Raw genomic sequence first — 20356 nt, forward strand, 5'->3', positions numbered from 1 at the left:
AACCGGGGTCTTGCTGGTGGCGAGTGAGGGATTCGAACCCCCGAATGCAATGCAGTCTGATTTACAGTCAGATCCCTTTGGCCGCTTGGGTAACTCGCCGTCGCACCCGACCACGTTCTGCACACAACCGGGGGCCTGACAAGGATACCCGCAGAGGCCCGCTCGGGGAAATCGAGGCCGCACGGGCCCTGGTGCGCCCGGATTCCGGGGCATCCGGGTCCTGCCGACGGTCGTCGATGCCCGTCGCCGCTACTCGCGATCGTGCTCGTCGCCCGCCGGCGCACCGTCGTCGGGCTTCGCCGACACCGCCCGCCGGCGACGTGCGGCGACCAGCAGCGCGATCGCCCCCGCGACGATCACGGCGGCCGCGATCGCGATGAACGGCGCGACGTTCGCACCCGATTCCGCGAGTTCATCGCTCACGGCGGCGGGTGCACTCGACGGCGAGGGCGTCGCAGACGGCGACGCGGGCGGGGATGCCGGCGGCGAAGCCGGCGGAGTCGACGGCGGGGTGACGACCGGCTCGAGGGCGATCGGCGGCACGATGACCTCGGCCGAGGTTCCGTCGACCGTCACCGGGTCGGGCGCGACGTAGCCCGCGGGCGGCACGACGATCAGGGTGTAGCCGTCGTCCTGCGGCAGGTCGACGGCGAACGTGCCGTCGTCCTCGACGGGCACCTGCAGCGTCTCGCCCTCGATGTCGAGCACGGATTCGCCGGAGGCATCCTCGATCTCGACGACCGTGCCGGCGGGCGGCGCTTCGCCGCCTTCGAGTTCGACCGTGCCGGTGACGGTGGTCTTCGCCGCGGCGGCGGCGATCCAGAGCTGGTACGACGGCGCGCCGTTGACGGCGCCGTAGAGCAGTTCGATGCGCCGCACCGACGCGTCGGGGCGGAAGCCGAGGTACGCGCCCGAGGTGTCGTCGAAGTTGCCGACGACGGTGCCGGGCACGAACGTGATCCCGTAGTCGTCGATGTCCGCCGACTCGTCCCAGCGGGGGATGTCGATGAACGGCCCCGGGCCCGCGCAGGCGCCCGGCTTCGGCGAACCGGCCGCGCAGGAATTGCCGGGCGTCATGGCGCCGAGCGCCGAGACGGGCAGCTGCGCGCCGCCGTCGTCGAACGCGGTCACGAACACCCAGTCGGCGTCGACGTCGCCGAGCACGAAGCCCCAGTCGTCGCCGCGGTCGGCGCCCAGGTCGACGACGGTGCGCGACGGGGGCGGGTTGCCGGCCGAGGGCGGCGTCGGTGCGAGCGCGCCCGACTTCGGGCGGATGGAGAGGTACGGCTGCAGTCGGCTCGATCCGTACTCGGCGCCGAAGTCGGTCGACCCGTTGAGGAACGCGCTCGATCCCGAAGCCTCCGACAGCGTGATCGAGTCGCTCGTCAGCGTGATCGGCCCGCCGAACCCCGTCGACGGCGGCAGCGTGCCCGTCGCGGTGAACGCGTTCGCCGAACCGCCGACCGTCCAATCGGCATACGCGCCGATCTCCGTCGCCGGGTCGACCGCCGCCGCCGGCACAGCCCCCGTTGCGATGCCGGTCACGGCCAGTGCGATGACCCCGACCACTCCTGCGAGCGATGTCCCCCGATTCGCCATGCTCGCCATGCTGGCACACGCGGGCCGGCGGCGCCAGCGTGCCACGGAGGGTCACCGACTCGGGCCGGCGTACCCCGACGCGCCTCAGTCGGACGGCCGCCACCACGGTGCTTCGGCGGTGTCGCCCTGGTCGCGGCGCGTGCCGTCGGCGCGGATGGGCGACGTCGAATTCGCGTCGCCGCGGGTGGTCGAGGCGGTCGACAGCCAGCCCTGGTGGCTGCCGTTCACGATGGGCACGGGCTGCGTGCGTGCCTCGCCGTCGTCGAACGGGCGCGGTTCGCGCTCGTCCGATCGGCCGCGCTCGTCGACGGGCTCCTGCGGAGGCATCCCCGCCGCCATCGCCGCTGCACCACCGCCGCGACCGCCGCCCCGGAGGCCGGCTCGCTGGATGACGCGCTGGATGGTGAGGCCGCGCTGGTCGGGCGAACCGACGAAGCGGATCTCGCGCAGCCCCTGGTCCTGCGCGGCCGACTCGAAGATGAAGTGGCCGTAGTTCAGCACGCGGCCGATGATCGGCTTGTGCACCGAGATGTCGAGGATTCGGGTGAGCGGCATCGTCGCGATGCGCTGCGACAGGATGCCGTGCACGCGGAACACGCGCATGTTCGTCACGACGAAGCGGTCCATGCGGCGCCCGAGGATGCGGCGGAGGCCGTCGAGCACGAGGTACAGCGCGCCGAAGATCGGGATGAAGTACAGCTGCGAGGGCAGCACGCCGATCAGTAGAAGCACGGGCACCGCCGCCGCGATCTCGAGCGCGGCCGCGACGTTCGCCGCCCAGTGCTTGGTGACCTCGTCGACGATCACCTCGCCCTCGTCGGCGATGAGGTGCCGCTCGACGTGCGGATCGAAGAAGCCCACGAGGTCCCCCGCCCGGCGCTAGGAGACGAGCGACATGAAGAACGTGCCGATCGACGAGATCGCGTTGAAGACGGCGTCGACGGCGCCCTGCACCGCGCTGGCCGCGTCTTCGGGGCGCGTGATCAGGTAGAACGCGGCGAAGACGATGACGAGGCCGAGGAGTATGCGCTTGACCAACTTCATGGTTCTGCGTTTCCCTTCATGTTCGTGCGGCGGCGTGCCGCCACCCCACGAGCGAGCCCTGACCCGGCATTCTTACCGCATGGATGCCTCGGGGTGGGCGCGGCGCGCCGGGCGGGGCTCACCCGCCGGTCGAGTAGGCGCTCACCCGCCCGTCGAGTAGGCGCGCAGCGCCGTATCGAGACCCTCTACCGGAAGTTCGTGAACTGCAGCGCGACGTCGAGGTCTTTGCCCTTGAGCAGCGCCATGGTCGCCTGCAGGTCGTCGCGGCTCTTCGACGAGACGCGCAGTTCGTCGCCCTGGATCTGGCTCTTCACGCTCTTCGGCGCCTCGTCGCGGATGATCTTCGAGATCTTCTTCGCGTTCTCGCTGTCGATGCCGTTCTTGAGCCCGATCTCGATGCGGAACTCCTTGCCCGAGGCGTACGGCTCGCCGGTGTCGAGGGCGCGCAGGGTGATGCCGCGCTTGATGAACTTCGACTCCACGACCTCGAGCACGGCCTTCACGCGCTCTTCGGTCTGGGCCTTCAGCAGCACCTTCTCGCCGCTCCATTCGACCGAGGCGCCGACGTTCTTGAAGTCGTAGCGCTGCTCGACCTCTTTGCGCGCCTGGTTGACGGCGTTCTCGGCCTCCATCTTGTCGACCTTGCTCACGATGTCGAACGTTGCATCTGCCATGCGCGCCAGTTTACCGAGAGAGCGATTGGATGCGCCCCGTCGGTCGAGTAGGAGCGGAGCGGAGCGACGTATCGAGGCCACCAGCGATGCGTGGTCTCGATACGCTCCTTCGTCGCCACTCGACCGACGGAGGGGTCACTCGGGCGGTCGAGCCGTCGACGAGCGAACGCGCAGTTCGTACGGCAGCGGCGTCGCGTCGGGCTGGGGTGCGCGGCCCGCGGCGGGCTCGAGCTCGTCCATGAGGATCTCGACGGCGTGCTCACCCTGCAGGCGCGGGAACTGCGCGACCGTGGTCAGCCCGAAGAAGTCGGCGAGATCGTGGTCGTCGATGCCGATGATCGACACGTCGCGCGGAACCACGAGCCCGAGGTCGCGGGCGGCGAGCGTCGCGCCGATCGCCATCTCGTCGGAGGCCGCGAAGATCGCGGTCGGCCGGTCGTGCGGGGCGCCGAGCAGCTGCTTGGCGGCGTGGTAGCCGCCGCGGATCGTGAAGTCGGCCGGGGCGAAGAGACGCCCGTCGGGTTCGATCCCCGCGTCTCGCAGCGCCCCCTCGTAGCCGAGCCGACGGTTGGTCGGCAGGTGGAAGTCGACGTCGAACTCGAGGTCGCCGCCGATGTGGGCGATGCGCCGGTGGCCGAGGCCGATGAGGTGCTCGGTCGCGAGGCGTGCGACGGCGACGTCGTCGATCGTGAGGGTGCGCACGCCCGGAATCGGTCCGCCGACGCCGACGAGCGGCTTGCCGAGCTCGTGCAGCCGGGCCACCTCGGGCTCGGTGAGTTCGAGCGACACGGCGATGACCGCGTCGACGCGCTGCCGCAGCAGGAAGTGCTCGAACACGCTCGCTCGCTCCTGCCCGTCGCCGGAGAGGTTGTAGAGCGTCAGGTCGTACCCGTGCCGCAGCAGCGCCTGCTGCGCCCCCTCGAGCACCGACGAGAAGAACCAGCGGTTCAAGAAGGGGATGACGACGCCGATGTTGCGCGTACGCCCCGACGCGAGCGACGACGCGTTCGACGAGACGACGTACCCGAGCCGCGCGGCGGCCTCGAGCACCTTCGCCTTGGAGGCGGCCGACACGTGGCCGCGCCCGCTGAGCGCGCGCGACACCGTCGCGGTCGACACTCCCGCAAGCTTCGCGACCTCTTCGATGCCGGCCATGGCCCCTCATTCTCCGGCCCACGCCGAGCCACTCGTGAGAAATCCTATCGGCGGCCGCCGTCTCTTCCGGCCGGTCGAGGAGCACCAGACGAACAACCCGGCCGGTCGAGTAGCGCCCGACGAACAACCCGGCCGGTCGAGTAGCGCCCGACGAACAACCCGGCCGGTCGAGTAGCGCCCGACGAAGGAGGACGCGTATCGAGCCCCCCGGCGCCGCCCCTCACCCGTACGCCCGCAGCCACCTCGTGATGGCGGCGTACGCCGCACCCCGCGCCGGCTCCGCCGACAGCACCACATCGTGCAGCGCGCCGTCGATGCGTTCGATCGCCACCGTCGGCCCGAGCCTCGTCGCCCGCTCGGAGATCTCGTCGACGACGAGCACCGAGTCGGTCGACCGCATCGCCTCGTCCCACCGGGTCAGGATCGTCGACCGCTTCGACAGCAGGGTGAGCACGGGCGCTCCGACGTCGATGCCGGCGGCGACCGTTGCGTGGCCTGCGAGCACCGCCGACAGCCACGCCGAGTTGGTCGCGAACCCGCGGTCGGGCCGCCAGTCGTGGTCGTACTCCCACTCGCCGCCCTGCTCCTTCGCGACCGCGCGCGTGTAGAACCCGAGGTCGACGTTCGGCAGCGGCGCGAGCGGATGCACCCGCGCTCCGAACTGCATCATCGGCGCGATCGCCTCGCGCCCGATGCGCGAGAGCTGGAACTCGAGCCACGGGCTGTTCAGCACGATCGCCGACGCCCGTCCGGGGTGGCGCGCGGCCCACAGCGACAGCGTCAATCCCCCGGTCGAGTGCCCCATGACGAGCAGGCGCCGGCCGGAGGCATCCCCGTCGTCGTGGCCCATGACGGCGAGCGCGGCCGCGATGTCGGCGTCGTAGTCGGAGAGGTCGGTGACGAGCCCGGGCGTCTGGCCAGGGCGCAGGCTGCGCCCGTACTTGCGCAGGTCGAGCGCGAAGAAGCGCGCGCCGAGGCCCGACCAGTACGCCGCGAGTTCGGGGTTGAAGAAGTAGTCGCTCCAGCCGTGCACGTAGAGCACGTCGATGCGGGATGCCTCGGCCCGGCGCCACCGCCACCGCCAGCCGGGCCGGTGCCGGACGAGGGTCGCGACGACGTCGCCCTCGGCGTCGTCGCCGAGCGGCAGCGTGAGCCGTTCGAACCCGGGGCCGAGGATGTCGGGGCGCCAGGCGTTCTCCGCACCCGGCGCCGTGTCGGCGGGCTCGGCGGGGCTCGTGTCGGCGGATGTCGGCTCGGCCACGGCTCCCCTCCCCCAGGCGGTGTCGGGGTCAGCCTATCGAGGCTCCTTCAGTTGCCCACACCGCCGACGCCTCCGCCGAACGAGGTCATCATGTTGATCGCCGCGGGGGTGAGCAGCACGATGAAGAGCACCGGAAGGAGGCAGAACACGAGCGGGAAGAGGATCTTCACGCTGACCTTCATCGCCTGCTCCTCGGCGCGCTGCTTGCGCTTGAGCCGCATCTCGCCCGACTGCACGCGCAGCACGTCGCCGATCGACACGCCGTACTGGTCGGCCTGGATGACGGCACGGATGAAGCGGCGAAGGTCCTCGACGTTCGTGCGGCGCTCGAGCTCCATGAACGAGTCGCGACGTGTGCGGCCGATCGACATGTCCTGCAGCACGCGGATGAGCTCCTCGGCGAGCGGACCCTTGCCGTTTCGCGCGGCCTTCGCCATCGCCGCATCGAAACCGAGCCCGGCCTCGACGGCGATCGTCATCTGGTCGAGCACATCGGGCAGTGCGAGCTGGATCGCCTTCTGCCGGTCGTGGGCGCGACTGTTGATCATCACGTCGGGAAGGAAGAACATCAGCACGGCCGCAGCGATGCCGACGAGCACCTTCCACGGCTGCATGCCGCCGTTCAGCGCGAACACCGAACCGAGGATGATGCCCGAGATGCCGAGCACGATCTTCCACACGACGATGCCGTTGAGCGACCAGCCGCTCGGTCGTCCCGCGTACACGAGCTGGTTCTCGATCCAGGCGATGTAGCCGCGCGGTGCGGCGGCGACCAGTGTGGCACCGAGCGAGCCCTGTTGCACCGGACCGAGCGTGGGATGCTCCTCGACCGCTGGGTCGGTGGCGGGACGCCCCTCGGGGAAGAGCAGGAAGACGAAGAAGCCGATGGCGAGGGCAGTGACCCCGATGAGCACGTAGACGAGCACGGTCGCGAGATCCATCAGAACTTCACCCTCACCGTGAACGCGGTCCAGATCGAGCCGACGATGAGCAGGATCACCGCGACGACGAGGGCGATGATGCCGAGCGGGTTCGTGAAGAACGTGCTGAAGTACGTCGGCTGGACGACGAGGAGGAAGAGGAAGACGACGATCGGCAGCGACACGAGCACGATCGCCGAGAGCCGGCCCTCGGCACTCAGCGCGCGCACCTGGCGTCGGATCTCGTTGCGATCGCGAATCGTCTTGCCGACCTGGTCGAGCACCTCGGCGAGGTTGCCGCCGGTCTCCTGGTTGATCGCGATGGCCTGTGCCACCCACTCGAAGTCGTCGCTCTTCATGCGGTCCGCCGTGGTGTGCAGGGAGTCGGCGAGATTTCGGCCGAGGCGAACCTCGTTCACGACCCGCGCCAGCTCCTCGCTCGTCGGCGCATCGGCCTCACTCGCGACCGCGCCGATGCTGCGGTTGAGGCCGTGGCCGGCCCGCAGGCTGCCCGCGATCAACTGCACCGTGTCGTCGACCTGGTCGCCGAACTTGGCGCGGCGTTTCGAGGTGCGGCTCGAGATGACGAGTTTGGCGACGAACGGCGTCAGCAGTGCGAACAGAATCGCCCAGAGCAGCCAGGTGCCGTTCGCGAAACCGACCAGCACCCCGACCAGCGCGGCGACGCTCGCGCCGGAGGCGACCAGGATGACGAAGCTGGAGGGGTCGGTCTTGATGCCCGCGAGTTCGAGCTCCTCGGCACCGAACATGCGACTCTTGCGCTTCGAGGAGGCAGATTCGATGGCGGCCGTCGTCTTCTGGGTGAGCTTCGTGAGCCCCGACACATGCTCGACACCCGGCGCGAGTCGTCGGTCGCGTGCAACCCGCGGTGCGGGTGGTGAGATCACGAAGAACAGCAGCACGCCTACCGCAAGCATCGCAACGCCGATGCCGAGCCCGAGCGCAAGCGGGTTCATCGGACTTCCCCGAGCATCTCGCGCAGGTCGGGCTGGAAGAGCGAGATGGGCAACTGGATGCCGTGGTCGGCGATGCGTTCGGCGAATCGCGGACGCACACCGGTCGGCTCGATACGGCCGCGCAAGCGGCCATCCTCGTCGTAGCCGGCCGAGTAGTCGAACGTGAACGCGTCCTGCAGGGTGATGATCTCGCCCTCCATGCCGTGCACCTCGGTGATGTGCGTGACGCGGCGAACACCGTCCTTGTGGCGACCGATCTGCACGATGATGTCGATGGCCGACGCGATCTGCTCACGGATGGCGCGCAGCGGCAGGTCCATGCCGGCCATGAGCACGAGCGTCTCCATGCGCGAGACGGCGTCGCGCGGCGAGTTCGCGTGGAGGGTCGAGATCGAACCCTCGTGACCGGTGTTCATGGCCTGCAGCATGTCGAGCGACTCCGCCCCGCGCACCTCGCCGACGACGATGCGGTCGGGCCGCATTCGAAGGGAGTTGCGCACGAGGTCGCGGATCGTGATCTCGCCGCGTCCTTCGATGTTCGCCGGCCGCGACTCGAGCCGAACGACGTGCTCCTGCTGCAGCTGGAGCTCGACCGCGTCTTCGATCGTGATGATGCGTTCGTCGCCGGGGATGAACGCGGAGAGCACATTGAGCAGCGTCGTCTTACCGGTACCCGTACCGCCCGAGACCAGGATGTTCATCTTGGCGCGCACGGCCGCATCGAGCACGGTCGCGACCTCGCGGGTCATGCTGCCGAAGCCGATGAGGTCGTTCACGGTGTAAGGGGTGCCCGCGAACTTTCGGATGGTGAGCGAGGCACCGTCGACCGCGAGCGGCGGAATGATCGCGTTCACGCGCGAACCGTCTTCGAGGCGCGCGTCGACGAGCGGCGACGACTCGTCGATGCGTCGGCCGACCTTGGCGACGATGCGTTCGATGACTCGACGCAGTTGCGGTTCGCCGGTGAACCGATGCGGGGTCTCCTGCAGGCGTCCGTTGCGCTCGACGTACAGCCGGTCGAAGCGGTTGACCATGATCTCACTGACGCTCGGGTCGGCGAGCAGCGGTTCGAGCGGCCCGTAGCCGAGCACGTCGGCGCCGATGTCATCGATCAGTCGGTTGCGTTCAGCGGTCGAGAGCGCCAGCTGTTCGCCCGCGACGATGTCGGCGAGTTCGGCCCGGGCGAGTGCGTGCAGCTGTTCCTCGGTCATCGAGGCGTCGTTCAGGCGCGTGCCGATACGGCCGAAGAGCTCTTCGGCGGCCTTCTCCTTGACCGCAGCCAGCGGATCGGTCGCACCGGTCGGCCGCGACGGTTGCATACCGGGCGTCGCCTGCGTCTGGAAGAAGGCGGCGGGCTCGCTCGCCGGCTTCGTCGAGGGCGCCACGATCGTCGCCGCCGGCTCCTTCGAGATCGGCGCGCCGGTCGAGGCCTCGAGTGTGCTGAGCTCCACCTGCTCGGCCTGCGCCGCGGGCACGTACGGCTCGCCCGATTGCTGGGCGCGAAGGGCATTCAGTCGATCATTCAGGTTCATTCGATCGCCGCCTTCTCTGGATCTTGCTGCGCTTCGGGAACGCGTCGGGCGCGATGCGCAGCACGATCGAACGGATCGCCTTCGCGGCGGGGTCGCGCACGTCGTCGTGGATGAGGGGCACGCCGCGGTTCGACGCGAGGAGCACCGCCGACGACTTCGGCACATCGATGTCGACCGGTGCGCCGATGATGTGCTCGACGTCCTTGATGGTGAGGCCGCTGTTCTTGTCGGTCTGGTTGACGACGATGTGCCGGTTTCCGGGCATCAGCCCGAGCTTCGTAAGGAGCTCGAACTCGGTGCGCATCGCGCGCAGGCTCGGCACTCCCATGTTGGTGACGAACACGGCATCGGTCACGTGCTCGAGCGCGACGAGCGTGTGCTCGCCGAGGCCGGGCGTCGTATCGATGACCACGTAGCGGAAGGTGGCACGCAGTCGGTCGATCAGCAGGGCGAGCGCTCTAGGCGGTACCTGGTCGCCGAGTTCGGGCGACGGCGCGCTCGCGACGACGAAGAAGCCGTCGTCGTGGTGGGTGAGCGTGGTCTTGAGCACGAGTTCGTCGGCCGCGGCATCGGCGACGGCGTCGACGATCGTGCGCGCGGGCGCGAGCGCGAGCGCGGCGGTGATGTCGCCGAACTGCAGGTCGGCGTCGACGAGCACGACCGAGTTCGGAGCGACTTCGGCGAGCCCGGTTGCGAGGTTGATCGCGATCGTCGTCTTGCCCTGCCCACCCTTCGGGGCGACCACCGCGATCGCCTCGGTCGGTGCGCCGGCCTCGATCGGCGGGAACTCCCATTCCGGTGCTTCCGGCTCCGGCTCCGGCTCCGGTTCCGGTGCCTCGTCGACCGCGGGGGCCGTGTCGGCAACCGTCTCGAGAGCGACCGGGGTCGTGTCGACGAACGGCAGATCGTCGATCTCCAGCGCCAGCGGCGCATCGAAGTCGTGTTCCCCTGCACGCCCGTGGGCGATCAGCCATCCGGCCAGACGATCGAGCAGCCCCACGGTCGTGTCATCGCTGGCATCCGGACTCAGCACCGCGTGGAGCTCGAGCTCGTCGACCCAGTCCTCGAGGTCGGAGCGCTGCTCACGCACGACGATGAGCCCGAGATCCCGATGCTTCGACGTCAGTGCCTCGACGAGCCCCTTGGTCTCCTCGTAGTTGAGCACCGGTCCGAGCAACGCGATCCGGGGCTGCTCGGGGACGCGACTCACGACGGCCTCCGGCCCGAAGGTGAGGAACTCCCCCGGGATCACGGCGAGCCGCTCTCCGAGCAGAGACCGAAGACGGGTCTCGTACTCGGCCGAGCGGCTGACCAGGACGTAGGCGGGCACTAGAACGCGTTGCTTCCTGTCACGGGCGCGGTGCCGCTGTTGTCCGTCTTGTCGTTCTGCAGCGTGAGCCACATGCTGGCGTAGTTACCGGCCTCGCCCTCGGTGAACCACACCCAGCGTTCGATGTCGTGCGCCGAGAGCGCGATCGTCAGCATGATGGCGTCACCGGAACCCTGCTCGGCCTGTTGCTCGGAATCGGTGTCACCGCCGGCGAGCACGGCGCCCTGCACGTTCGTGACGAGCACGTCGTGGAAGGCGAAGCTGGTCACCGGGTTGATGACGTCGGCTTCTTCACCCACCTCGTCCGGGTCGACGGTGCCGACGAGTCCGATCTTGTCGCCGGAGCGCACTTGGCCGCCGACCACGCGGTCGGCGGGCAAGGTGAACGACACGAGCTGCATGCCCTCGGGGATCGCGACGTCGCCACGCGCGGCGAGATCGGCGGGATCGACGAACCGACCGAGCAGCAGCTGCTCGCCCGGCAGGATCTCGGCGCCGGCGACCAGGCCGGTGAGCTCGTCGAGGTCGGTCACGCTGTCTTCCGGCACATTGCGCGCGGGCATCGTGTCGCGCTCGACGTAGTCGCCGATCGACTCGCCCGGGGTGCCCTTGGCGATCGTCTCCTGCACGATGTACACCTCGGTCAGCTCAGCGCCTTCGGCGGCGCGAGCGTCAGCATCGCGCACGTATCCGACGAGCAGCACCGCACCGATCGCGGCGAGGAGAAGGGCGACGATCGCGCCGATGATTCGGGTCTTCATGAGGTGCCTTCGGTAGGGACTGGTGGACTGGTGCTAGTCGATGAGGTGGACGGCGATTGGGTCGCCGGGACTTCCGACCGATGTCAACTCGAGGGCTTCCGCCACCGAGACGTACTCGATGAAGTAGCCCTGCAGGCCTCGCTCGCTGCCGGTGAACTTGTACGGGCTCTGGTCGTACGGGGACCCGATGTACTCTCTCGTGGCACCGCCGCCCGGGAGGACGGCCGAGTAGCCCGTGATGCGGAAGGCCGCGAACTTCGAGATGGTGTACGTGCCGTGCGATCCTGCACCGCTCAGGCCATCGACGTGGTCGTACAGGGCGACGAGGACGGTTTCGCCGAGGAGATCATGCAGGAAGTCCACAGCGCACCCCGTACCCCCTGTGTTGTTGCCGTTCGTGCCACCCACGACGTTGTCGGGGTCGAGCGTCACCTGGCAGTTGTCGTCGTCGAGCCAGCTGAATCCACCGGGGTAGTCGGCGTCGTCACAGGGGTTCGGTGCCGGTGGGCCGCTCCCCCCACCCGACGGCGTCGCGTCGGTGAGCAGCTTGAACGGCGTACCGAGCGAACCAGCGTCGGCGATACCGCGCTCGATCTCGCACTCCGCGATCGCGAGGGGGATGAACTTTCCGCCGCCGACGTAGCCCCATGCGGCGGTCGCATCCGTGCTGACCTTCGTCGATGAGGGGTCGCCATCGGTGTCGATCAGCGACGCGAGGAAATGCGGGAAATCGGCCGATGCCGTGACATGCACCGTCTGATCGGTCTCGTTGATCTCCACCGCTGCTTCGCCATCGACCGGGATCGCACCGTTTCCGTCGAGGTAGCCCTCCGCCGTCGCATCCGACGAGCCGCCGCACGCCGTCGGATCGTTCGCGCAATCGAACGCGACGGCGACGGCCGCGGCGTCCGCACCGTGCTGCAACTGGGTGTGCTCCGCGTGCTGTGCCGAGACGTCGAGGGCCAGCGCACCGAGTCCCATCATCGGCACGATCAAGAAGGCGATCAGTACGGCGTTCGCACCGCGCTCCTCCCGACCGAGTCGGCGAACGAGCCTCTTCATCCTCCGCATGGCATCTCCCCAGTGGCCTTCAACGTGATCGAGGTACCGAGCGCCTCTGCGAACCAGGCGGTCATCGATCCGGGTTCGATCTCGACTTCACTCGTCGCGACGCCGGTCGAGTCGCAGCCGATCGTGATGGTCAGGTCGGCGCTCGACCAGTCGACGAAACTCGGGATGTTCGTCGCATCGGTCGTCGCCTTCGCGATGACCTCGGCGTCGTCGAGGTCCGGGTCGTTCGAGTACACCGCGGCTGACCGCGCGGCGATCCGCGCGCTGTCGGAGATGGTCGCCTGGATGTTCCACAGCCGTGAGAACTCGATCACGGCCAGGAGCAGCATGATGACGAGCGGGAACACCAGGGCGAACTCGACCGCCGCGGCCCCGCGCTCATGGTTGCGTCTACGCATCTCGACCCTCAACCGCCAGCGGGGGTTCGGGAACACCGATGCACCCGAACCCCGCACTTGCCTCTGTACGACAGACTTAGCCGACGCCCTGCGAGTTCATCCAGCTGCCGATCTGCGAGACGTAGCTGTTCAGGATCGGCGTCAGCGCAACGGCCGCGATGACGAGCGCGATCGCGACGAGCCCGAGCACGAGCGCGTACTCGGTCGCGGTGGCGCCCTCTTCTTCGGAACGGAGCGAGTTGATCCGCGCCTGCAGCGCGGCGTATGCCTTCAGCATGGGAAATCCTTCGGGTAGAGGAACACTTGACCACCCCGAAGGATGGCTCGGTCCCGCACGCGGGTACATGCGGTGGATCGAAGGTATCCATCGCTCTCCGGGTGACCTATGCCCCACTTTGGGGGTGACATCCCTACGTGGACGCAACGAATGGCGCGAAGCGGCCTGTTCTGGCGCGATCCGCGCCGACGCGTCCCCCGGTCTGGGGGTACATCCTCGGGAGAGGTTGGGGTACATGTGTACCCTTCGACCGGGGTACACATGTACCCCGATGCAGGTGACGAAATCGCGGGTCAGCGGCGAACCCAGAGCGTATAGCCGCTCTTCGTCGACTGCCGCACCCAGGCTGCATCGCCGTCCAGCGCTGATGCCAGACGCTCGCTCATCTCGTTCGACGGCAGGATGACGCACTCGGCGCCGTCGGGGAGCGGGTCCTCCGTCCAGAGGATCCGGAGGTACTCGAGGAGGTGCTCGCGGCCGTAGAAGTCCGCGCGCCCGTCGATCCACACCTGGGCATCGGGACGAAGCAGGATGACGGGCCCCGCCACGGGATCAGCTGTCCAGACGCGACAGCCTTCCGGCATCTCCTCGATCACGCCCGCTTCCGGCGGAGTCGCGCCGGGCGCGGTGTTGAACACCACGAAGGGAATCGCCATCACGAGCAAGCCGACGATGATCACCGTCCAGAAACTCCCCGAGGTGTACTCGACGGCTTTCGGATGCGACAGCATGCGGTGCTTCGAGTCGGCTTGGAGCCGATGCAGCCTCCGGATCATGCTCGTCGCAACGCAGCCGGCGACCGGAAGGAGCACGAGCAACCCGGTCAACGTGAAACGCAGCGAGTCGAGACCGAGCACGACCGCAGGGACGCCGTACAGGGCCAACGGGGCGACGATCGGCACCCGCGGGTCGAATCTCCCGCTCCGGCGGATGAGCCGGATCGTCCAGAGCAGGGCGGCCGCCGCGATGAGTACCGCCGTCAGGGCGAACGGAACGAACCGGAACCCCTGCATGCGGAAGAGGTCGATGACCGAGAACCACTCACTGACCAGACCGCGACACGCTTCAGCGACGACTCGTGAGCGCTCGAACGTCAACGGGATTCCGTACGGCGACGCCACGCACCCGAGGAAGAGCCCCGCCGTCCCCGCAACGGTCAGCGCCACCCTACGCACCGTGCGGATGCCGGGGGTCGCCCACCAAGCGACCGCCCACATCACGGCGATGACCGCGGCCATGAGCATGAACGAGAGGTGAATCCAGTTGCCGGTCAGCGAAAGGACGAATCCTGCGCCCCCGACGACCGCGAGCGAGACGGCCGCGCGATGCGGACCGGCCCGGCGGCCCCACCACCACGCGAACCAGACGGCCACGAACAGCAGGGACTGCACCACGACCGTGGCGCGGGGCGTGAACGCCGAGAACGCGAACACGAGGATCGGCGTGAACCCGATCAGGGTGGGGAATGCTCGAGCGCCCGCCAGCCGGGCGAGCAGCAGCGCGAGCGCGAAGAAGACGCAGATCGACAGGAAGGCGACCCAGAACAGCCCCCAGAAGCCACCGACCTGCCAGCCGAGCCCGAGCACGATGTTCCACACGGGAGAGTTCGGCACCCATTCGCCGTCTCCGGACCAGCTCCACGTGTCCGGGCGGATGAAGGGCGACCCCTCGAGGTTCTCGACTCCTGCCCGCGCCGACCAGTACTGGTCGCGCTCCTGCGGACTCGCTGCCCGCACCGCGGCGACCATGACGAGCACGACGTAGACGATCCACCAGCGGAATCGCTCCGTGGCGACGATCGAGCGCAGCCTGGCGGAGCGCGCGGACGCTACGGAGCGGTCGGACATCGGTAGGGCGTTCCTCTTGTCGGTCGTCATTCGCAGCGATCCGATCAGCAACCGACGCTACGGGCCGACGGACAGTCCACGTAACACCGGTGCGTGCCCGGTCGACCAGTCCCATTTCGGGTGACGGAGCGCACTCTCATCCGCGACTACGTCGCATCCTCCGATCACCACGACCAGAGCGCTCTCAGCCGCGCGGTCCACGGCGCTGCCATCGTGCCGGCGCTCAGACGCCGTTCGACCTCACCTGCGGTGACCCACTCGGCTGCGGCGACTTCGCTGGCCTGCAGCGACAGTTCCGCTCGGGCCCCGTCTCGGGCGACGTAGAAGTCGAGCAACGCCGATGCTTCAGCAAACCGACCGACGAGCTCGAGTGCGTCGAGCTCGACGTCGAGGCCCGTCTCCTCGCGCAGTTCACGGCTCGCCGCGGCGCGGCTCGACTCGCCGGCGAGGGCGCTGCCTCCGGGAAACTCCCATGCGAGCGGATACTCCTGCTTCTGCGCCGCGCGTTGCGTGAGGAGCACGCGTCCATCCTCGCGTTGCACGCAGACGGCGACGATCAGGTGGAAGCGCCCGTTCGGCCAGCCCGGCGCACCACGCCGGAAGCGCTCACCGGTCGGCACGCCCTCGGCGTCGATGATGTCCCACCACTCTTCGTCGAGGCTCACGAAGGCCAGTATGCCGGTGGCGCGAACGAATCGATCGACGACCCCGCTGCCATGATGGTGCGATGATCCAGCGCAACGACCTGCTCGCGGTCCTGATCGACGCCGACAACTTACGTGCATGACACTCATCACCGGCGTCTTGACGCCCGGGTTCGCGATCGTGAGTTCTGATCGTCGCATCACGCGCACCCAGGGCGGCCAGATCATCCGCCAGCACGACTCCGACACCAAGTGCTTCGTCCTGCAGGGCCAGTACGTCGTTGGGTTCGCTGGAACTGCTCGGTTCGGTGGTGAACGCATGGAACGCTGGGTCGCTGACCGCCTGTTGTCCGTACCGCTCACCGACCGACTGCCTGCGCTTCGCGATGCAATCGCCGATGCGCTCCACGCGCATGACGTCTACGGGCACGAGATCAGCTTCCTCGGCGTCGGATTTCGGCGAAGCGCGTTGCATCGAGCCTCGGTGCCGCATGCGTGGATCATCTCGAATGCCGTCGACCCTCAAAGTGGCGACGTCGGGCGCGAACACCTTCGCGGTGAGGTCAAGTTGGTCGACCTCCCAGTACCTGCCGACGGAGTGCTGGTACGCCATATCGGAGCGAACCCACCCCAAGCAGCCACCAGACGACTTCGGGGCGCAGTGCACCGCATGATTCCGCCAGAGTCTCCGCTCGACCCATTGCCCATCGTCAGTGTGCTCGCGGACGTCACACGGCAGACTGCTGCGCTGACTTCGACTGTGGGCGCCGAAGTGCAGATCACGAACCTGCCGCTGCCAGAGAACGACAAGTCCAACGGCTTGAACCTCTACATTGGCGGTCTTGCCCCAGGCCTCATGGTCGATCGAACGGTTCCGATCACCGTGGCTCCCGCTGGGACGACCGTCGAACATACATATGCGCTCGTCGGGCTTCCCGGTACGGTCGCAATCGCTGAGACGTACGTGCGCTACGGCGGAGGGGAGTTCGCCGGCCCGCCGGCAGACCCGTGGCAGCAGTAGACATCCTTTCTGCGGACAGGGTTGCGGTTCAACAGGCTCAGGGAGCAGCATCCGCGGCCATGCAGCCACCGCGGGCGCCCAGATGCCCGGCGAACGGGGCTGCACTCGGTGCTCGCGCGGCGGGTAGGACTGGAGCAGCAGGGCCGGCCGCTTCCAAGTGTCGTCGCTTCGCTCCGGCGCTACTCGACCGGCGGAGGCCGTCAGACAGCAGCGCCGAGGAACGTCACGAGGGCGGGAGCCGCACGGAACTCCGGAGCCCGCGCGTCAGCCGCGATCATGTGGGGGCTCGCATCGTGGGCCTCGAGTGCCGCCCCTGACCATCCCCGCTCCACGATCATGAACGCGTCGGCGTCGCCCTCTACCGGGTACAGGTCGTACGCGAGGCATCCCTCTTCTCGACGCACCAGCGGGGCGAGCTCACGGAACAGCGTGATCTGCTCGCCAGCGCGGCCCGGTCGCACCCGGACGGACACAAGAACACCGATCTCCCGCACCCACGCACCGTCCCAGAACACCGGAGCCCGGCCGACGTCGACACGCCACGGCTCGGTCGACGCTGCCCGTGTCGCCGCTCGAATCCGCGAGTCGAGTCCGGCGAATCCGCGAGTCGAGTCCGGCGAATCCGCGAGTCAAGTCCCGCGAATCCGCGAGTTGACCCCCGGCAAATCCCGCGAGTTGCGCACCACGTCTTGCGCCAGAAGCACTCAGCTGTCGCCTGCTCGACGCTCGGCTGTCACGAGCGACGACCTGCGGGATCCGAACTCCGCGACGGCAAGCGCAGTCGCGGCGACGAGCTCGAGCCCGGCTGTCCCGAGCAACCCGAACCCCCCGATGCCGGAGGCGAACTGAAAAGCGCTCAAGCCGGCCCACGCATACCACGCCGCGAGGAATCCGATCGTGACCGCACGGCGGGCGCGCGACGGCGGCTCACGGCGCACGAGAAAGAGGGCCAGGCCGAGGCCCGCGGTGCCGATCGAGACGCGCTGCCCCATCGAGACGACTTCGGCGCCTCCGATCAGACCCCACCCCCAGATCGGAAACGAGGGTGCGAGAAACCATGCGGCGGTGATCATCCAGCTGTAGATCGCGAGCACCGTCGCGACCCAGAAATAGAGTTTGCTCATCATGCCGTCCCCAGTTCCTCCGGGTCTTTGCGCGAGATATTCGAAACGGTAGACCCGTCGGGAATTCAGTGACAAGACATAATCGAGATTTCTTCATGACTCGCCCGGTGGAACGGGAACCTCGTCTCGCTGACCGCATTCGCGTCAACCACGACGACATCGTCGACATCTTGGACAAGGATCAGCGGCTAGTGCGCGAAACCCGTCCCGTCCCAGCCACGCCGCCGCGAGCGCCGATGGGCTTCGCAGGCAGTGTCGCGCTGAGTAGCCCACTTCGCGTTCAACGGCCTCTTGCTGAGCCCCCGGAGCACGTCGCGGGCTCTGAGCGTTTCGCCTCACAATGAGGCGCAACTGACATTGCGCTCACGGGGCAGCCTCGACGGGTCTCGATACGCGCCGTCGCTTGGCGCAGGCGCTACTCGACCACAGGGAGGCGAATGTCAGCCGGCCGCCAGCCACACCGCCACGAGCGCCCCCGCCAGCATCGACGGACCGAACGGGATCGACCCGCGCAGCGTCACCCGCTTGAGCGCGAGGGCGATGATTGCGAGCACTCCCCCGATCACGAACGCGGCGAGCAGCGCGACGAGCCAGGCCGACAGGCCGAACCAGCCGACCAGCAGGCCGATCACGAGGGCGAGCTTCACGTCGCCCATGCCCATCGACGACGGCGAGATGAGGGCGAGCACGAAGTAGACGGCGAACATCGCGGCGGCGCCGGCGAGCGCCCAGACGAGCCGCATCCACTCCCCCGACGCGCAGGTCGCGGGGATGAGCAGCGCGCCCACCACGGCGAGCGCGGGGAACACCACGGCGTTCGGCAACCGCTTCTCGGCGAGGTCGACGATCGAGAGCACCGTCGCGAATGCGGCGAACGCGAGCACGGCGGGCAGCAACCACTCGAGCCCGACCCTCAGGGCGAGCAGCCCGAACGTGACGGCGGCGGTCACGGCCGACGCGACGCGGATCGTGCGCCGAGGCATCCGCCCGTGCTTCATCGAACCCTCGGCCCACGCGGCCAGCGGCCACCAGCCCAGCACGAAACCGGCGACCGCTGCGGCGAGGGCGACGGGCAGCGCCGACGGGTCGAGAGACATGCTGTGCAGCGTAGCGGCAAAGGGCCGGCAGGGCGGGGCGGGTGTGGATGCCTCGGCGAACCGGTGCTGACACGGATGCGGCCGACGGTGCGCGGTCCGAGGATCAGCATCGGAGGGATCACGATCATGACGTTCGGCATCGACATCTCGGGCAACCAGGAGAGGTTCGACTACGAGCGTGCGCGCGACGAGGGCGTGGAGTTCATCATCGTGAAGGCCTCGGGCTTCAACACCGGCGAACTGTATGTCGCCGACCGCTATCACCAGCACGTCGACGGCGCACGGGCCGCGGGGCTCGCCGTCGGCCACTACTACCTCGTCGGCGCGGGAGACCCGGTCAGGCAGGCCGACCACTTCGTCGATCACCTCCACGACTACGACCCCCGCCACGACGTACTCGCCCTCGACAACGAGCCCCTCAACTCGAATCCGGTGTTCTGGCCGCAGGACACGGCGTTCGCGTTCCTCGCCCGGGTGCAGGCTCGCACCGGGATTCCGTGGTCTCGTCTCTGGCTCTACTGCCCCGCGTCGCTGACCCGCGACAACCGCCCGTGGAAGCGCATCACCGACAAGGGGGTCCGCATCTGGTGGTCGGCGTACGGCGGATTCCCGACGGGTCACACTCCCGACCACGTGCCTGCGCTCGACGGTTCGGTCGAACGCTGGGACGTGCACCAGTTCTCGGACAAGTCGCGTGTCGCGGGCCTCGACATCGACGGCAACAGCTCACCCATCACCGTCGAAACGCTCTTCGGCGGCCGCACCGAGGAGGCCGACGTGGCCAAGTTCACCCGGTTCCAGGACGACACCCCGATCCGACTCGACGAGGACTGGCACCGCTGCGCGTACAGCACCAATCCCCACCGCGACAACCTCGCCGCCGGCACCGGCGGCCTCGGGCTCTACAGCATGGTCGTGAACCTCTACTTCGACGAGTTCCCCGCCGACACCCAGATCGAGGGGAAGCTCCTGCTCGAGTTCACCGAGGGCGGCAGCTCACCGGGCTACAAGTTCACGGTCGACGGCTCGACCACCCGCAAGGTCGAGGCGGCCATCCCGGCGAACATCAGGATCGCGGCCCCCGCCACGCTGCACCTCGAGCTCCGCAGGACCGCCGGCGCCGCCGGCCCGCTCGTCACGACCTGGGGGGTCGACGTCACGAACCTGACGGTGGAGTGAGCGGGCGCTCGTCGGCGGCCGGGCTGCGCGGCGGGCGCGGGGCGCGCGGCGGGAAGAACGCGCGGATCGGGACGAGGAGTCCCGCGAGCGAGAGCACGATGAACACGATCTGGTGGATGCGGTCGGTGCCCGGCGGAAGCCCGGCGAACAGGTGCACCATCCAGAACACCGGGTAGAACCACAGCACGGACCACGCCCAGCGTTCGCGCCGGCGGAACGGCACCATCGTGAGCATCCAGCCGAACAGGCCGAATCCGATCGATGCGAGGCCGACGGCCCGGTACAGGAGCTCGTCGGCGCCCATCGGGGCGAAGAGCATCACCACCCCGAACACCAGGATGCCGAGGCTCACCGCGGCGAGGCAGATCCACCCGTACCGAAGCGCCAACCGATGTCCGCGCATGTCGTCACGATACCGCCGGGGATGCCTCGCCGCATGGGATTG

General features: G+C 68.5%; 22 protein-coding genes and 1 tRNA gene. 2 read left to right on the forward strand and 21 right to left on the reverse strand.

What is annotated here, in order from left to right; translation table 11 throughout:
- Positions 1 to 14: 14 nt before the first annotated feature.
- The 17 genes from AC3RJ7_RS13440 to AC3RJ7_RS13520 form a co-directional block, all read right to left on the reverse strand.
- A tRNA-Tyr gene (locus AC3RJ7_RS13440) sits at positions 15 to 99 on the reverse strand.
- 150 nt (positions 100 to 249) lie between these two features.
- Positions 250 to 1599, reverse strand: coding sequence for a hypothetical protein (locus tag AC3RJ7_RS13445; protein ID WP_491456361.1), 1350 nt, complete (start codon positions 1597 to 1599; stop codon positions 250 to 252).
- An 84-nt stretch (positions 1600 to 1683) separates the two neighbouring features.
- Complete coding sequence (locus AC3RJ7_RS13450; protein WP_491456362.1) at positions 1684 to 2460, reverse strand: PH domain-containing protein; 777 nt, start codon at positions 2458 to 2460, stop codon at positions 1684 to 1686.
- A gap of 18 nt (positions 2461 to 2478) precedes the next feature.
- Positions 2479 to 2643, reverse strand: coding sequence for a hypothetical protein (locus AC3RJ7_RS13455; protein ID WP_491456363.1), 165 nt, complete (start codon positions 2641 to 2643; stop codon positions 2479 to 2481).
- Between the two features lie 185 nt (positions 2644 to 2828).
- On the reverse strand, positions 2829 to 3317 hold the full coding sequence (locus AC3RJ7_RS13460) for a YajQ family cyclic di-GMP-binding protein (RefSeq protein ID WP_491456364.1): 489 nt from the start codon (positions 3315 to 3317) through the stop codon (positions 2829 to 2831).
- 135 nt (positions 3318 to 3452) lie between these two features.
- A complete protein-coding gene (locus AC3RJ7_RS13465) occupies positions 3453 to 4472 on the reverse strand; it encodes a LacI family DNA-binding transcriptional regulator (protein WP_491456365.1) in 1020 nt (339 codons plus the stop codon).
- Positions 4473 to 4692: 220 nt separating this feature from the next.
- Entirely contained in the window at positions 4693 to 5649 is a 957-nt protein-coding gene (locus AC3RJ7_RS13470) for an alpha/beta hydrolase (protein WP_491456958.1), read from the reverse strand.
- Between the two features lie 131 nt (positions 5650 to 5780).
- Positions 5781 to 6674 carry a type II secretion system F family protein gene (locus AC3RJ7_RS13475; RefSeq protein ID WP_491456366.1) on the reverse strand — a complete coding sequence of 298 codons (894 nt, stop codon included), beginning with the start codon at positions 6672 to 6674 and terminating at the stop codon, positions 5781 to 5783.
- Positions 6674 to 7630: a type II secretion system F family protein gene (locus AC3RJ7_RS13480; protein ID WP_491456367.1), complete on the reverse strand. Its 957-nt coding sequence runs from the start codon at positions 7628 to 7630 to the stop codon at positions 6674 to 6676. Before AC3RJ7_RS13480 ends, AC3RJ7_RS13475 begins: the two co-directional genes overlap by 1 nt.
- Positions 7627 to 9162 carry a TadA family conjugal transfer-associated ATPase gene (locus AC3RJ7_RS13485; protein WP_491456368.1) on the reverse strand — a complete coding sequence of 512 codons (1536 nt, stop codon included), beginning with the start codon at positions 9160 to 9162 and terminating at the stop codon, positions 7627 to 7629. The genes AC3RJ7_RS13480 and AC3RJ7_RS13485 overlap by 4 nt, the downstream gene beginning before the upstream one ends.
- The gene (locus AC3RJ7_RS13490) at positions 9149 to 10492 is read right to left on the reverse strand and encodes a CpaE/TadZ family protein (RefSeq protein WP_491456369.1); all 1344 of its coding nucleotides are present in this window, start codon (positions 10490 to 10492) and stop codon (positions 9149 to 9151) included. The genes AC3RJ7_RS13485 and AC3RJ7_RS13490 overlap by 14 nt, the downstream gene beginning before the upstream one ends.
- Positions 10492 to 11253 (reverse strand): Flp pilus assembly protein CpaB, encoded by a 762-nt coding sequence (gene cpaB, locus AC3RJ7_RS13495; RefSeq protein WP_491456370.1) that lies wholly within the window; start codon positions 11251 to 11253, stop codon positions 10492 to 10494. The genes AC3RJ7_RS13490 and cpaB overlap by 1 nt, the downstream gene beginning before the upstream one ends.
- A gap of 33 nt (positions 11254 to 11286) precedes the next feature.
- Positions 11287 to 12315 carry a TadE/TadG family type IV pilus assembly protein gene (locus AC3RJ7_RS13500; RefSeq protein WP_491456371.1) on the reverse strand — a complete coding sequence of 343 codons (1029 nt, stop codon included), beginning with the start codon at positions 12313 to 12315 and terminating at the stop codon, positions 11287 to 11289.
- Positions 12312 to 12722, reverse strand: a complete 411-nt coding sequence (locus tag AC3RJ7_RS13505) for a TadE/TadG family type IV pilus assembly protein (RefSeq protein WP_491456372.1) — start codon at positions 12720 to 12722, stop codon at positions 12312 to 12314. The genes AC3RJ7_RS13500 and AC3RJ7_RS13505 overlap by 4 nt, the downstream gene beginning before the upstream one ends.
- 76 nt (positions 12723 to 12798) lie before the next feature.
- On the reverse strand, positions 12799 to 12999 hold the full coding sequence (locus AC3RJ7_RS13510) for a Flp family type IVb pilin (protein ID WP_275506147.1): 201 nt from the start codon (positions 12997 to 12999) through the stop codon (positions 12799 to 12801).
- 293 nt (positions 13000 to 13292) lie between these two features.
- Positions 13293 to 14846 (reverse strand): hypothetical protein, encoded by a 1554-nt coding sequence (locus AC3RJ7_RS13515; protein ID WP_491456373.1) that lies wholly within the window; start codon positions 14844 to 14846, stop codon positions 13293 to 13295.
- A 164-nt stretch (positions 14847 to 15010) separates the two neighbouring features.
- Positions 15011 to 15511, reverse strand: a complete 501-nt coding sequence (locus tag AC3RJ7_RS13520) for an NUDIX hydrolase (protein WP_491456374.1) — start codon at positions 15509 to 15511, stop codon at positions 15011 to 15013.
- A gap of 118 nt (positions 15512 to 15629) precedes the next feature.
- Here AC3RJ7_RS13520 and AC3RJ7_RS13525 point away from each other — a divergent pair, with 118 nt between their 5' ends.
- Complete coding sequence (locus AC3RJ7_RS13525) at positions 15630 to 16511, forward strand: hypothetical protein (RefSeq protein ID WP_491456375.1); 882 nt, start codon at positions 15630 to 15632, stop codon at positions 16509 to 16511.
- 200 nt (positions 16512 to 16711) lie between these two features.
- On the opposite strand, the gene AC3RJ7_RS13530 is transcribed toward AC3RJ7_RS13525, so the two are convergent.
- The 3 genes from AC3RJ7_RS13530 to AC3RJ7_RS13540 all read right to left on the reverse strand — a co-directional run bounded on the left by AC3RJ7_RS13530 (position 16712) and on the right by AC3RJ7_RS13540 (position 18732).
- On the reverse strand, positions 16712 to 17005 hold the full coding sequence (locus tag AC3RJ7_RS13530) for a putative quinol monooxygenase (RefSeq protein ID WP_491456376.1): 294 nt from the start codon (positions 17003 to 17005) through the stop codon (positions 16712 to 16714).
- A gap of 210 nt (positions 17006 to 17215) precedes the next feature.
- On the reverse strand, positions 17216 to 17638 hold the full coding sequence (locus AC3RJ7_RS13535; RefSeq protein ID WP_491456377.1) for a hypothetical protein: 423 nt from the start codon (positions 17636 to 17638) through the stop codon (positions 17216 to 17218).
- A gap of 437 nt (positions 17639 to 18075) precedes the next feature.
- Positions 18076 to 18732, reverse strand: coding sequence for a prepilin peptidase (locus AC3RJ7_RS13540; protein ID WP_491456378.1), 657 nt, complete (start codon positions 18730 to 18732; stop codon positions 18076 to 18078).
- Positions 18733 to 18858: 126 nt separating this feature from the next.
- Between AC3RJ7_RS13540 and AC3RJ7_RS13545 the strand changes: the two genes are divergently transcribed.
- Positions 18859 to 19911 carry a glycoside hydrolase family 25 protein gene (locus AC3RJ7_RS13545; protein ID WP_491456379.1) on the forward strand — a complete coding sequence of 351 codons (1053 nt, stop codon included), beginning with the start codon at positions 18859 to 18861 and terminating at the stop codon, positions 19909 to 19911.
- On the opposite strand, the gene AC3RJ7_RS13550 is transcribed toward AC3RJ7_RS13545, so the two are convergent.
- Positions 19889 to 20314 (reverse strand): hypothetical protein, encoded by a 426-nt coding sequence (locus AC3RJ7_RS13550; protein WP_491456380.1) that lies wholly within the window; start codon positions 20312 to 20314, stop codon positions 19889 to 19891. The two genes, AC3RJ7_RS13545 and AC3RJ7_RS13550, sit on opposite strands and share 23 nt — an antisense overlap.
- Positions 20315 to 20356: the final 42 nt, after the last annotated feature.

The organism is Agromyces solani (genome assembly GCF_058349925.1).

What these genes read in the sequence shown, in the direction of transcription:
- AC3RJ7_RS13445 (WP_491456361.1), bottom strand. Translation starts at nt 1,599, where the DNA reads ATGGCGAATCGGGGGACATCGCTCGCAGGAGTGGTCGGGGTCATCGCA.
- AC3RJ7_RS13455 (WP_491456363.1), bottom strand. Translation starts at nt 2,643, where the DNA reads ATGAAGTTGGTCAAGCGCATACTCCTCGGCCTCGTCATCGTCTTCGCC.
- AC3RJ7_RS13460 (WP_491456364.1), bottom strand. Translation starts at nt 3,317, where the DNA reads ATGGCAGATGCAACGTTCGACATCGTGAGCAAGGTCGACAAGATGGAG.
- AC3RJ7_RS13465 (WP_491456365.1), bottom strand. Translation starts at nt 4,472, where the DNA reads ATGGCCGGCATCGAAGAGGTCGCGAAGCTTGCGGGAGTGTCGACCGCG.
- AC3RJ7_RS13475 (WP_491456366.1), bottom strand. Translation starts at nt 6,674, where the DNA reads ATGGATCTCGCGACCGTGCTCGTCTACGTGCTCATCGGGGTCACTGCC.
- AC3RJ7_RS13480 (WP_491456367.1), bottom strand. Translation starts at nt 7,630, where the DNA reads ATGAACCCGCTTGCGCTCGGGCTCGGCATCGGCGTTGCGATGCTTGCG.
- AC3RJ7_RS13485 (WP_491456368.1), bottom strand. Translation starts at nt 9,162, where the DNA reads ATGAACCTGAATGATCGACTGAATGCCCTTCGCGCCCAGCAATCGGGC.
- cpaB (WP_491456370.1), bottom strand. Translation starts at nt 11,253, where the DNA reads ATGAAGACCCGAATCATCGGCGCGATCGTCGCCCTTCTCCTCGCCGCG.
- AC3RJ7_RS13500 (WP_491456371.1), bottom strand. Translation starts at nt 12,315, where the DNA reads ATGAAGAGGCTCGTTCGCCGACTCGGTCGGGAGGAGCGCGGTGCGAAC.
- AC3RJ7_RS13505 (WP_491456372.1), bottom strand. Translation starts at nt 12,722, where the DNA reads ATGCGTAGACGCAACCATGAGCGCGGGGCCGCGGCGGTCGAGTTCGCC.
- AC3RJ7_RS13510 (WP_275506147.1), bottom strand. Translation starts at nt 12,999, where the DNA reads ATGCTGAAGGCATACGCCGCGCTGCAGGCGCGGATCAACTCGCTCCGT.
- AC3RJ7_RS13515 (WP_491456373.1), bottom strand. Translation starts at nt 14,846, where the DNA reads ATGTCCGACCGCTCCGTAGCGTCCGCGCGCTCCGCCAGGCTGCGCTCG.
- AC3RJ7_RS13525 (WP_491456375.1), top strand. Translation starts at nt 15,630, where the DNA reads ATGACACTCATCACCGGCGTCTTGACGCCCGGGTTCGCGATCGTGAGT.
- AC3RJ7_RS13535 (WP_491456377.1), bottom strand. Translation starts at nt 17,638, where the DNA reads ATGATGAGCAAACTCTATTTCTGGGTCGCGACGGTGCTCGCGATCTAC.
- AC3RJ7_RS13540 (WP_491456378.1), bottom strand. Translation starts at nt 18,732, where the DNA reads ATGTCTCTCGACCCGTCGGCGCTGCCCGTCGCCCTCGCCGCAGCGGTC.
- AC3RJ7_RS13545 (WP_491456379.1), top strand. Translation starts at nt 18,859, where the DNA reads ATGACGTTCGGCATCGACATCTCGGGCAACCAGGAGAGGTTCGACTAC.
- AC3RJ7_RS13550 (WP_491456380.1), bottom strand. Translation starts at nt 20,314, where the DNA reads ATGCGCGGACATCGGTTGGCGCTTCGGTACGGGTGGATCTGCCTCGCC.